General features: G+C 45.7%; 5 protein-coding genes, 3 tRNA genes, 4 rRNA genes and 1 riboswitch. Of the genes, 2 read left to right on the top strand and 10 right to left on the bottom strand.

Features of this window, described 5'->3' with window-relative positions:
- Positions 1-15: 15 nt before the first annotated feature.
- From OCV39_RS13705 to OCV39_RS13735, 7 genes are all read right to left on the bottom strand, one after another.
- Positions 16-1,560: ribosomal RNA gene (locus OCV39_RS13705) — 16S ribosomal RNA — on the bottom strand.
- A gap of 380 nt (positions 1,561-1,940) precedes the next feature.
- Positions 1,941-2,056, bottom strand: a 5S ribosomal RNA gene (rrf, locus tag OCV39_RS13710).
- 130 nt (positions 2,057-2,186) lie between these two features.
- Positions 2,187-5,077: ribosomal RNA gene (locus OCV39_RS13715) — 23S ribosomal RNA — on the bottom strand.
- A 347-nt stretch (positions 5,078-5,424) separates the two neighbouring features.
- Positions 5,425-5,500, bottom strand: a tRNA-Val gene (locus OCV39_RS13720).
- A 32-nt stretch (positions 5,501-5,532) separates the two neighbouring features.
- Positions 5,533-5,608, bottom strand: a tRNA-Lys gene (locus OCV39_RS13725).
- 2 nt (positions 5,609-5,610) lie between these two features.
- Positions 5,611-5,686 (bottom strand) — tRNA-Glu (locus OCV39_RS13730).
- Between the two features lie 93 nt (positions 5,687-5,779).
- Positions 5,780-7,324: ribosomal RNA gene (locus OCV39_RS13735) — 16S ribosomal RNA — on the bottom strand.
- Together the 16S, 23S and 5S rRNA genes with 3 tRNA genes alongside form the textbook arrangement of a ribosomal RNA operon.
- Positions 7,325-7,917: 593 nt before the next feature.
- Here OCV39_RS13735 and OCV39_RS13740 point away from each other — a divergent pair.
- On the top strand, positions 7,918-8,370 hold the full coding sequence (locus tag OCV39_RS13740; protein ID WP_171757326.1) for an RNA recognition motif domain-containing protein: 453 nt from the start codon (positions 7,918-7,920) through the stop codon (positions 8,368-8,370).
- Here the strand turns inward: OCV39_RS13740 and murI are convergent.
- The 3 genes from murI to OCV39_RS13755 are packed head-to-tail and all read right to left on the bottom strand — an operon-like array spanning position 8,333 to position 11,727.
- Complete coding sequence (gene murI, locus OCV39_RS13745; protein WP_171757327.1) at positions 8,333-9,136, bottom strand: glutamate racemase; 804 nt, start codon at positions 9,134-9,136, stop codon at positions 8,333-8,335. The two genes, OCV39_RS13740 and murI, sit on opposite strands and share 38 nt — an antisense overlap.
- A gap of 56 nt (positions 9,137-9,192) precedes the next feature.
- Positions 9,193-9,870 carry an adenine nucleotide alpha hydrolase gene (locus OCV39_RS13750; protein WP_261888628.1) on the bottom strand — a complete coding sequence of 226 codons (678 nt, stop codon included), beginning with the start codon at positions 9,868-9,870 and terminating at the stop codon, positions 9,193-9,195.
- A gap of 42 nt (positions 9,871-9,912) precedes the next feature.
- A complete protein-coding gene (locus OCV39_RS13755) occupies positions 9,913-11,727 on the bottom strand; it encodes a TonB-dependent receptor domain-containing protein (protein ID WP_261888629.1) in 1,815 nt (604 codons plus the stop codon).
- 40 nt (positions 11,728-11,767) lie between these two features.
- A riboswitch (cobalamin riboswitch) is annotated at positions 11,768-11,972 on the bottom strand.
- A 154-nt stretch (positions 11,973-12,126) separates the two neighbouring features.
- On the opposite strand from OCV39_RS13755, the gene trmA reads away from it, so the two are divergent.
- The gene (gene trmA, locus OCV39_RS13760) at positions 12,127-13,236 is read left to right on the top strand and encodes a tRNA (uridine(54)-C5)-methyltransferase TrmA (protein WP_136995788.1); all 1,110 of its coding nucleotides are present in this window, start codon (positions 12,127-12,129) and stop codon (positions 13,234-13,236) included.
- Positions 13,237-13,277: the final 41 nt, after the last annotated feature.

Raw genomic sequence — 13,277 nt, forward strand, 5'->3', positions numbered from 1 at the left:
GAAAATCTTCGTATATAAGGAGGTGATCCAGCCCCAGGTTCCCCTAGGGCTACCTTGTTACGACTTCACCCCAGTCATGAACCACAAAGTGGTGAGCGTCCTCCCCGAAAGGTTAAACTACCCACTTCTTTTGCAGCCCACTCCCATGGTGTGACGGGCGGTGTGTACAAGGCCCGGGAACGTATTCACCGTAGCATTCTGATCTACGATTACTAGCGATTCCGACTTCATGGAGTCGAGTTGCAGACTCCAATCCGGACTACGACGCACTTTTTGGGATTCGCTCACTATCGCTAGCTTGCTGCCCTCTGTATGCGCCATTGTAGCACGTGTGTAGCCCTACTCGTAAGGGCCATGATGACTTGACGTCGTCCCCACCTTCCTCCGGTTTATCACCGGCAGTCTCCCTGGAGTTCCCGACATTACTCGCTGGCAAACAAGGATAAGGGTTGCGCTCGTTGCGGGACTTAACCCAACATTTCACAACACGAGCTGACGACAGCCATGCAGCACCTGTCTCAGAGTTCCCGAAGGCACACCTGCGTCTCCGCTGGCTTCTCTGGATGTCAAGAGTAGGTAAGGTTCTTCGCGTTGCATCGAATTAAACCACATGCTCCACCGCTTGTGCGGGCCCCCGTCAATTCATTTGAGTTTTAATCTTGCGACCGTACTCCCCAGGCGGTCTACTTAACGCGTTAGCTCCGAAAGCCACGGCTCAAGGCCACAACCTCCAAGTAGACATCGTTTACGGCGTGGACTACCAGGGTATCTAATCCTGTTTGCTCCCCACGCTTTCGCATCTGAGTGTCAGTATCTGTCCAGGGGGCCGCCTTCGCCACTGGTATTCCTTCAGATCTCTACGCATTTCACCGCTACACCTGAAATTCTACCCCCCTCTACAGTACTCTAGTCCGCCAGTTTCAAATGCAGTTCCGAGGTTGAGCCCCGGGCTTTCACATCTGACTTAACGAACCACCTGCATGCGCTTTACGCCCAGTAATTCCGATTAACGCTCGCACCCTCCGTATTACCGCGGCTGCTGGCACGGAGTTAGCCGGTGCTTCTTCTGTCGCTAACGTCAAATGATGCTGCTATTAACAACACCACCTTCCTCACGACTGAAAGTACTTTACAACCCGAAGGCCTTCTTCATACACGCGGCATGGCTGCATCAGGCTTGCGCCCATTGTGCAATATTCCCCACTGCTGCCTCCCGTAGGAGTCTGGACCGTGTCTCAGTTCCAGTGTGGCTGATCATCCTCTCAGACCAGCTAGGGATCGTCGCCTTGGTGAGCCATTACCTCACCAACTAGCTAATCCCACCTAGGCATATCCTGACGCGAGAGGCCCGAAGGTCCCCCTCTTTGGCCCGAAGGCATTATGCGGTATTAGCCATCGTTTCCAATGGTTATCCCCCACATCAGGGCAATTTCCTAGGCATTACTCACCCGTCCGCCGCTCGTCAGCGAAGTAGCAAGCTACTTCCTGTTACCGCTCGACTTGCATGTGTTAGGCCTGCCGCCAGCGTTCAATCTGAGCCATGATCAAACTCTTCAATTAAAGTTTTTTGCATCCTAAGATGCGGCTCAATGAATACTGACTTCAAAACTAATATTTACCGAAGTAAACATGTAATTCTAAAGCTATTATCATTCCAACAGAATGATAATGAATTGACTGTGCCAAGTTCTAAGAACTTGTATTGGTCACTCAGTTCATTGATATCTTTTGTTTCGACAAAGCGAAACTAATGATTATCATCAACGAGTGCCCACACAGATTGATAGGTCTAAATTGTTAAAGAGCTTTGCTTTCAGTGCCTTAGCACCTAAGCAGGAGGCGTATAATACGCTTTCTACTTTGAAAGTCAACATAATATTCTAAGTAATCACTTAAAAAACTATGTTGACTCATCTCTTACAAGATAAGTCGAAATTAAAGCCTGGCGATGTCCTACTCTCACATGGGGAAGCCCCACACTACCATCGGCGCTACTGCGTTTCACTTCTGAGTTCGGCATGGAATCAGGTGGGTCCGCAACGCTATGGTCGCCAAGCAAATTCTTTTTCTACTTTCAGCTTTTAAAAAAGCTAAAGGTAAAATAATTCGGAAAGCTGTTTTCGTTCTCTAAACTCATTCAAGTTTGTCTGTATATATCGAGTCCATCAAAACCCCTTGGGTGTTGTATGGTTAAGCCTCACGGGCAATTAGTACAGGTTAGCTCAATGCCTCGCAGCACTTACACACCCTGCCTATCAACGTTCTAGTCTTGAACAACCCTTTAGGGCACTTAAAGTGCCAGGGAAGACTCATCTCAGGGCTCGCTTCGCGCTTAGATGCTTTCAGCGCTTATCGATTCCGAACTTAGCTACCGGGCAATGCCACTGGCGTGACAACCCGAACACCAGAGGTTCGTCCACTCCGGTCCTCTCGTACTAGGAGCAGCCCCCTTCAATCTTCCAACGCCCACGGCAGATAGGGACCGAACTGTCTCACGACGTTCTAAACCCAGCTCGCGTACCACTTTAAATGGCGAACAGCCATACCCTTGGGACCGACTTCAGCCCCAGGATGTGATGAGCCGACATCGAGGTGCCAAACACCGCCGTCGATATGAACTCTTGGGCGGTATCAGCCTGTTATCCCCGGAGTACCTTTTATCCGTTGAGCGATGGCCCTTCCATTCAGAACCACCGGATCACTATGACCTACTTTCGTACCTGCTCGAATTGTCATTCTCGCAGTCAAGCGGGCTTATGCCATTGCACTAACCACACGATGTCCAACCGTGTTTAGCCCACCTTCGTGCTCCTCCGTTACTCTTTGGGAGGAGACCGCCCCAGTCAAACTACCCACCAGGCACTGTCCGCAATCCCGATAAGGGACCTACGTTAGAACATCAAGCATACAAGGGTGGTATTTCAAGGTTGACTCCACCGCATCTGGCGACGCGGTTTCAAAGTCTCCCACCTATCCTACACATGTAGGGTCAATGTTCAGTGCCAAGCTGTAGTAAAGGTTCACGGGGTCTTTCCGTCTAGCCGCGGGTACACTGCATCTTCACAGCGATTTCAATTTCACTGAGTCTCGGGTGGAGACAGCGTGGCCATCATTACGCCATTCGTGCAGGTCGGAACTTACCCGACAAGGAATTTCGCTACCTTAGGACCGTTATAGTTACGGCCGCCGTTTACCGGGGCTTCGATCAAGAGCTTCGACCGAAGTCTAACCCCATCAATTAACCTTCCGGCACCGGGCAGGCGTCACACCGTATACGTCATCTTACGATTTTGCACAGTGCTGTGTTTTTAATAAACAGTTGCAGCCACCTGGTATCTGCGACTCCTAGTAGCTCCATCCGCAAGGGACTTCACCGCCAAGAGCGTACCTTCTCCCGAAGTTACGGTACCATTTTGCCTAGTTCCTTCACCCGAGTTCTCTCAAGCGCCTTGGTATTCTCTACCCGACCACCTGTGTCGGTTTGGGGTACGATTTCTTATAATCTGAAGCTTAGAGGCTTTTCCTGGAAGTATGGCATCAATGACTTCACACCCGTAGGTGCTCGACATCGTGTCTCAGCCTAACAAGAGTCCGGATTTACCTAAACTCTTAGCCTACGCACTTGAACCTGGACAACCGTCGCCAGGCCCACCTAGCCTTCTCCGTCCCCCCATCGCAATTATAAGAAGTACGGGAATATTAACCCGTTTCCCATCGACTACGCTTTTCAGCCTCGCCTTAGGGGTCGACTTACCCTGCCCCGATTAACGTTGGACAGGAACCCTTGGTCTTCCGGCGTGGGAGTTTTTCACTCCCATTATCGTTACTCATGTCAGCATTCGCACTTCTGATACGTCCAGCAGCCCTTACGAACCACCTTCAACCGCTTACAGAACGCTCCCCTACCCCACACACCTAAGTGTGCAGCCGCAGCTTCGGTTTATTACTTAGCCCCGTTACATCTTCCGCGCAGGCCGACTCGACCAGTGAGCTATTACGCTTTCTTTAAATGATGGCTGCTTCTAAGCCAACATCCTGGCTGTCTGAGCCTTCCCACATCGTTTCCCACTTAGTAATAATTTGGGACCTTAGCTGGCGGTCTGGGTTGTTTCCCTCTTCACGACGGACGTTAGCACCCGCCGTGTGTCTCCCGGATAGTACTTACTGGTATTCGGAGTTTGCAAAGGGTTGGTAAGTCGGGATGACCCCCTAGCCTTAACAGTGCTCTACCCCCAGTAGTATTCGTCCGAGGCTCTACCTAAATAGATTTCGGGGAGAACCAGCTATCTCCGAGTTTGATTGGCCTTTCACCCCTAGCCACAAGTCATCCGCTAATTTTTCAACATTAGTCGGTTCGGTCCTCCAGTTGATGTTACTCAACCTTCAACCTGCCCATGGCTAGATCACTCGGTTTCGGGTCTATATCCAGAGACTGTGTCGCCCAGTTAAGACTCGGTTTCCCTACGGCTCCCCTAAACGGTTAACCTTGCCACTGAATATAAGTCGCTGACCCATTATACAAAAGGTACGCAGTCACACCACGAAGGTGCTCCTACTGCTTGTACGTACACGGTTTCAGGTTCTATTTCACTCCCCTCACAGGGGTTCTTTTCGCCTTTCCCTCACGGTACTGGTTCACTATCGGTCAGTCAGTAGTATTTAGCCTTGGAGGATGGTCCCCCCATATTCAGACAGGATATCACGTGTCCCGCCCTACTCGATTTCACTGATTATGATGCGTCGGTTACGGGGCTATCACCCTTTGCTGCGACACTTTCCAGAGTCTTCACCTGCATCATTAAAAGCTTAAGGGCTAATCCAATTTCGCTCGCCGCTACTTTCGGAATCTCGGTTGATTTCTCTTCCTTCGGGTACTTAGATGTTTCAGTTCCCCGAGTTCGCCTCGTTACGCTATGTATTCACGTAACGATACTAGCTTATGCTAGTGGGTTTCCCCATTCGGAAATCCCAGACTCAAAAGACTTTTACTGTCTAATCTGGGCTTATCGCAAGTTAATACGTCCTTCATCGCCTCTGACTGCCAAGGCATCCACCGTGTACGCTTAGTCACTTAACCATACAACCCGAAAGGGTCTTGTGTATGGCAACTAACCAAGGTTTTTGGTTGTCATTAAGAAGGGTTAATTCTCAATGACTGTTTGCCGGACTCAATAATGGAACAATGTAAACATTGTTCCGAATACAAGACACTTGAATGTGTTTGTGTGTTTATCAATGAAGATAAACATTGAGAACTTTTAAATTTGATTTGAGTTACTCGTAAGTAATCAAATCAGTCAGCTTTCCAAATTGTTAAAGAGCAACATCTAACTTAATAGACATTTTCTAAAGACTTTATCGTCAGAAAATCCAACCAACTTCTCGCGAACTGGTTTGGATAACATAAACAAAATACTTAGAGAATGGTGGGCGATACCGGGCTCGAACCAGTGACCCCCTGCTTGTAAGGCAGGTGCTCTCCCAACTGAGCTAATCGCCCACATTAAGTTTTAATTCTTCAGTGGAGAAGAATGGTGGGTCGTGCAGGATTCGAACCTGCGACCAATTGATTAAAAGTCAACTGCTCTACCAACTGAGCTAACGACCCAATGGTATCCCGTAGGGGAGTCGAACCCCTGTTACCGCCGTGAAAGGGCGGTGTCCTAGGCCTCTAGACGAACGGGACACTGGATATTGAAGAACTTGGGAGTTCTTCGTCTCTTTTACTTTTTAAACCTAATCAATCTGTGTGGGTACTCATCGTGAAAATCTTCGTATATAAGGAGGTGATCCAGCCCCAGGTTCCCCTAGGGCTACCTTGTTACGACTTCACCCCAGTCATGAACCACAAAGTGGTGAGCGTCCTCCCCGAAAGGTTAAACTACCCACTTCTTTTGCAGCCCACTCCCATGGTGTGACGGGCGGTGTGTACAAGGCCCGGGAACGTATTCACCGTAGCATTCTGATCTACGATTACTAGCGATTCCGACTTCATGGAGTCGAGTTGCAGACTCCAATCCGGACTACGACGCACTTTTTGGGATTCGCTCACTATCGCTAGCTTGCTGCCCTCTGTATGCGCCATTGTAGCACGTGTGTAGCCCTACTCGTAAGGGCCATGATGACTTGACGTCGTCCCCACCTTCCTCCGGTTTATCACCGGCAGTCTCCCTGGAGTTCCCGACATTACTCGCTGGCAAACAAGGATAAGGGTTGCGCTCGTTGCGGGACTTAACCCAACATTTCACAACACGAGCTGACGACAGCCATGCAGCACCTGTCTCAGAGTTCCCGAAGGCACACCTGCGTCTCCGCTGGCTTCTCTGGATGTCAAGAGTAGGTAAGGTTCTTCGCGTTGCATCGAATTAAACCACATGCTCCACCGCTTGTGCGGGCCCCCGTCAATTCATTTGAGTTTTAATCTTGCGACCGTACTCCCCAGGCGGTCTACTTAACGCGTTAGCTCCGAAAGCCACGGCTCAAGGCCACAACCTCCAAGTAGACATCGTTTACGGCGTGGACTACCAGGGTATCTAATCCTGTTTGCTCCCCACGCTTTCGCATCTGAGTGTCAGTATCTGTCCAGGGGGCCGCCTTCGCCACTGGTATTCCTTCAGATCTCTACGCATTTCACCGCTACACCTGAAATTCTACCCCCCTCTACAGTACTCTAGTCCGCCAGTTTCAAATGCAGTTCCGAGGTTGAGCCCCGGGCTTTCACATCTGACTTAACGAACCACCTGCATGCGCTTTACGCCCAGTAATTCCGATTAACGCTCGCACCCTCCGTATTACCGCGGCTGCTGGCACGGAGTTAGCCGGTGCTTCTTCTGTCGCTAACGTCAAATGATGCTGCTATTAACAACACCACCTTCCTCACGACTGAAAGTACTTTACAACCCGAAGGCCTTCTTCATACACGCGGCATGGCTGCATCAGGCTTGCGCCCATTGTGCAATATTCCCCACTGCTGCCTCCCGTAGGAGTCTGGACCGTGTCTCAGTTCCAGTGTGGCTGATCATCCTCTCAGACCAGCTAGGGATCGTCGCCTTGGTGAGCCATTACCTCACCAACTAGCTAATCCCACCTAGGCATATCCTGACGCGAGAGGCCCGAAGGTCCCCCTCTTTGGCCCGAAGGCATTATGCGGTATTAGCCATCGTTTCCAATGGTTATCCCCCACATCAGGGCAATTTCCTAGGCATTACTCACCCGTCCGCCGCTCGACGCCGAAGTAGCAAGCTACTTCTCGTTTCCGCTCGACTTGCATGTGTTAGGCCTGCCGCCAGCGTTCAATCTGAGCCATGATCAAACTCTTCAATTAAAGTTTTTTGCATCCTAAGATGCGGCTCAATGAATACTGACTTCAAAACTACTATGTAATTTTAAAGCTATTACCATTCCAACAGAATGATAATGAATTGACTGTGCCAAGTTCTAAGAACTTGTATTGGTCACTCAGTTCATTGATATCTTTTGTTTCGACAAAGCGAAACTAGTGATTATCATCAACGAGTGCCCACACAGATTGATAGGTCTAAATTGTTAAAGAGCTTTTCTAGCTTGCCTTTCGGCATGTCGCTAGGGGTGCGAATAATACGCTTCCCAATTTAAGAGTCAATATGTTTTTAAAAAAACTTATTTTCTCTACTGATTTCGAATCGTGACTTGCGTCTCGTTCCGTGTCAGTGAGGCGGCATTATAGAGATGAATGAATTTATGACAAGTACTTTTTTGCAATAAATTTCTGTTCGTTTAAAATACAAACAATCCATTGTTTATCGAATAAAATTTCAACATTTGAAACGCATCACAGCAATGGGTTGGAAAAACGTCAAGCATGTACGTAAGATTCATGTATCTATTATGTTAATAGTAGATGCGTCTATTTCGTTACTTAAAATGTAGTATTCATATATGAACTCAAAAAAATCTATCTTGTTAACCGTCGCTCTAGCTGTTCTAGGTGGCATTGTATTCTCGCAGGTTGCTATTTCCCCTGCGCTAACTTTTGTTATCGGTGTTTTGGCTTCCGCTTTTATTCTTAATCTTTCAAGCACCAAGTCGGCAAGTGAGCCTGAACAAAACCCATCAACTAAGACACTTTATGTAGGTAACTTACCTTATAAAGCCAACGAATCTCATGTTCGCGAATTGTTCTCTGAGCAGGGTGAAGTGTTTGCTGTACGCCTAATGAAAGATAAGCGTACTGGTAAACGTAGAGGTTTTGGTTTTGTTGTTATGGCAAGCAATGATGTGCAAACGGCTATTTCAGCATTAAATGATAAGGATTATATGCAGCGAACTCTGAAAGTACGTATTGCAAATGACCCTAAACATCCTGAAATTGATGAAGCTGAACAGGAATAAAGCCTAGCTGATTCAATATAATATTTAGTGCGTCCTCTTTTATAGGAGGCGCACTACAAAAAATTTGATTCATTCCTACCTGACTTTTCTCTTTTATCTCGGTGAGTTCGAGCAACTCTTCAACTCTCCGCGCAATTGCTTTTCCTGAATCGATTAATACAACATTCGACCCTAACACTTGTTGAATCTCATCTCTAATTAGAGGGAAATGAGTACATCCCAAAACCGCAACATCAATATGATTAACTAAAGGCGATAAAATCGTCGCAAGTTCATCGATATTGACACTTTCGCCTCTTAGCTTTTCTTCTCCCATATCAACTAATCTTGTAGAGCCAAGGAGTTTTACGTTTTTGTCTAGAGAGAAGCTCTTAATGAGATCATGTGTGTACTCTCGAGTGACAGTTGCTGGTGTAGCGATAAGTCCCACGGCTTTGGTTGATAGCAATGATGCAGGTTTAATGGCAGGAACCACACCGACAATCGGTATAGTTAACTCTTCTCTAAGAGTCGGGAGTACTATTGTGCTGGCCGTGTTACAAGCAATAACAACAAGATCAACCTCATGCTTGGCTACAAAATCAAGCACAAGAGCTTTGACTCTCTGTATTAATACACTTTGTTCGAGCTCACCGTATGGGTAAGCTTCGTTATCAAAAATATAGATGTAATCAAGTTGAGGTAAGAGGAACTTGATTTCTTGATATACAGATAAGCCACCAACACCCGAATCAAAAACCAGCACTCGTTTACTTTGTTTAGACACGCTTCAGCCTCGAGAAAAATACGCAGCAATAATACTCGCTCCTAATATTTTGGCAATCACCTCGAATTTTCGTTCAAGGTTGCTAAATATTTTTGATGACTAAAACGCCCTTCACTATCGATATTTTGTAGCACAATATCAATGCTCCCTTTAAAGCAAGGAGCGTTCGTCACCAACGTGTGGAACTCGCCATCTTCGCCACATGGATCAACCGAACTTGGCAAGTTCTTCAGTAATTCCTTTGTATACGCTTTTCCACACCAATCATTCGTTAAATGCTGGCCATCGACCGTCACGATAAATGTTTGAATACCACGTTGAATGATCTCTTCAGCAAGTTCTTCGCTTGGTGTACCCATCAGTGGGAAAACGCATTCCCAGCCAGCAGGTTCAATATATTCTTTTCTGTATTCGGCAATACCGTTACAAAACATATCCCCAAACGCTACGGCTTGAATGTCTAATGAGCTTTGCTTTAAACCATCAACAATTGCTGATTGGTATACCTCATTACTTGGAAAGACTTCAGGCAGCTCTATTAAGATTAGAGGTAAACCAATAAGATGGGCTTGCATCTCAACGACAGCGATTGGTGTTGCTTGAAAGGGAACCTGGTTTCCAACATATGTTGTATAGAGGCCAACCACATCATAATCTGGATCTTCAATTAGTCTCTCTAAGGTTAAAGTTGAGTCCTTGCCTGATGACCAACTAATAACAACGTTCTTTTTCATAATTATCCCTAATGAAAAACCGCCCGAAGGCGGTTTAGATATTTAGAATTGATAGCTTAAATTAGTAAAGAACCGACGCTCTGGAGCATTATAGCCCAGCGACGTTTGGTATTTTTCATCAGTTAAATTATCAATTTTACCGCGAACAACTAGTTCAGGACTGATCCAGTAGCCAACAGACACATCCCAAAGGCTAACTGATGGCAGCATATTTCCGGAAATATTGGTTTCATCAGGATTCCCCAATCGCTCACCGGTATAAAGGTAAGTTAAGTTGAACTCAACATCTTCATAGTAAGCATCTAGCAACCATTTATAATTTTCATCTGCTCTTTTAGCGAGTTTGTTGCCTCTAGAATCTTTATGATCTTTAAATTCAGCAACTATCGTGTGATGAATAAATCCGGTATCAAATCCAGCTGAAATCTCGATACCTTTCAGCTTCGCATCTACATTTTCGGCATACCATGGGCTTCCTTGGTACCAGATAATCAAATTGTCGGCTTCATTGTTATAATAAGTGACATCAACATCAATGAGATCAAATTGGCCACTATATCCAATTTCACGATTGATAGACTCTTCGGCTTTCAAATCTGGGTTGCTTGATAAATCAGAATAGCTAGGCGCTTTAAAAGCCGTACCTATATTTGCTCGCACTTGATGATTCTTAGCGACACTATAAGATCCACCTAAACTCCAAGTGGTATAATTGTCGTATTTATCATGCTTATCATTACGAACGCTCGCGTTTACATGAAAGCGTTCATCTTTAATATCACCAGAAACATAAACACCAGTCGTATTTTGAGTCTCCCCGACTAGTGGGTCTAACCCCCACCCGACAGAATCATCACTGAGCTTTTCTTGTCTCCAATCCGCACCAGCACCAAGAGAAACCAAATTGTTTATTGCATAAAGATTGAGGAATTGAACACTAGTTTGATCAATAAATTTCTTAGTTCCCGCTCCATCTTTACCTTCTGCAGAAGTATATTCCAGGGAATCAATGCCCTGTTGATTTACTCGAAACACGGAATTGAGTTTATCACCTTGATATTGTACTTCTCCGGTTACACTTAAGTTTTCTGTATAACCAAATTTTTTCCCAAATGAATCGTACTCCGCCAAGCTATCAAACCAACGAACAGAAAGTGAACCTAACCACTGTTTTGAAATTTGATGCGAATAGCCTGCAAAAATATTGCTGCTTTCATATCCATAATCCAGCCCTGTTGCAGGGTCTTTAATATCAAAACCTTCAGTTTCTTCAAAACCACCAGCAAGTTTAAGCGTACCGCTTGCCGCTACTTTTTTTGTTGTCGAGAAGCTAGCTTCACGCTGGTTGTCACTACCCGCACCAATATTTACAGATGTTCTTTCTTCTGCATCTTGTGTGCTTGTAATTATATTGATGACACCAGCAATCGCATCAGAACCATACAGAGCGCCACCAGCTCCTTTAATAATTTCTACACGCTCGATTAAGCCAATTGGAAAGTGATTAAAGCTAACTTTGCCCGCCGATGTTTCAATTCTTACACCATCAACCAAGACTAAGACATGATCACTATTGTAGCCACGCATAAAAATAGAGGCACTTTGCCCACGGCCACCCGTTTGAGAAACCTCAATTCCAGGCACTCGTTTTAATACATCAACTAATGACTTTGCTTGGTACTCTTCAAATTCTTGTTTGGTAATAACAGTAGTTGAAGCAATAACTTCATTTAGGGGCTGCTCAAAGCGATTAGCCGTCACCACCATGGTTTCATCAGCAGAGGCTTCTTGGGCATGTAAATAAGAGATAGGGGTAAGCAGCGATGCTACAGCGATCGCTAAAAGGGATTTGTTCATTTTGTATTCCTAAATCGCGTAAATTCCGACTAAATCATCCGATATGACTCAGCTGCTGGCAGGTATTCGGACTTAAGAGCACAGCCAATAGGCCACCTTATATTTAACTTCCCACACAAACCTATGTGCAGTGTTTGACAAATACTCGTTCTCTTTTACCGCTGCGCGTCAGTTCTGGATTTGCACCAGATTCCCTTTTCGGCCATCTATACATCTAAAATGGCACCAGCTCGCGAGGATAGTATTAAGCTATTGATAGTTTGTCTAGTTAAAGATAGGCATAAGCTATAGTTTTTAGGACACAATTTAGACGGATTACACAACAGCACTGGACAAGCGCGAGGGATTGAATAAAATCTGCGCTCTGATTTAAATGCACGCGACCAAAAAGGCATGAACATGGCGACTCTAGATGTAAACCCGCAACGCTACCAAGAACAATTGGCCGAGAAGGTTGAACGCCTTACTCAAATGTTTACTCAATACAACGTGCCTGAATTGGAAGTCTTCGAATCTCCAGAGCAGCATTATCGTATGCGTGCAGAATTTCGCGTCTGGCATGAAGGTGACGATCTCTACTACGTCATGTTCAATCAAGAGACTAAAGAGAAATATCGCGTCGATCAATTCCCAGCAGCAAGTCGATTAATAAATGATTTAATGCCACTGCTTACTGATGCAATGAAAGAGTGTGAGACACTGCGTCATAAATTATTCCAAGTCGATTTCTTATCAACACTCAGTGGTGAGATCTTAGTCTCTCTGCTTTACCATCGCCAATTAGATGAAGCATGGATCGAGAACGCCAAAGCTCTAAAACAGCGACTTAATGATGAAGGGTTCAATCTAAACATTATTGGCCGTGCGCGTAAGATGAAAATTGTATTAGACCGCGATTATGTCATCGAAAAACTGGACGTAAACGGCAAGCCTTATATCTACCAACAAGTCGAAAATAGCTTTACTCAACCCAACGGTGTAGTTGCAACGAAAATGCTAGAATGGGCTATCGATTGTACTCAAGATAGCAGTGGTGACTTACTTGAGCTGTATTGTGGGAACGGTAACTTCTCATTAGCTTTAGCTCAAAACTTTGACCGTGTATTAGCGACTGAATTAGCAAAGCCATCGGTTGTGTCTGCACAATACAATATTGAAGCAAACCATATCGATAACGTGCAAATCATCCGAATGTCTGCTGAAGACTTCACAGAAGCAATGGAAGGCAAACGTGAGTTCCGTCGCTTGAAGCAAGCTAACGTTGATTTAAAGAGCTACAACTGCAACACCATCTTTGTTGATCCACCTCGCTCTGGCATGGATGTCGATACCTGTAAGATGGTTCAAAGCTACGAGAGAATCATGTACATCTCTTGCAACCCTGAGACACTACAAGAAAACCTAGATATTTTAAGTGAAACTCACAACGTGACTCGCTTTGCTCTATTTGACCAATTTCCATATACGCACCACATGGAAGCAGGCGTGTTCCTAGAGCGCAAAGCATAGAACAGAATTGAAAGCAAAAAAAACGAGCCACTTTCGGCTCG

Source organism: Vibrio cortegadensis (assembly GCF_024347395.1).
Lineage (GTDB): Bacteria > Pseudomonadota > Gammaproteobacteria > Enterobacterales > Vibrionaceae > Vibrio > Vibrio cortegadensis.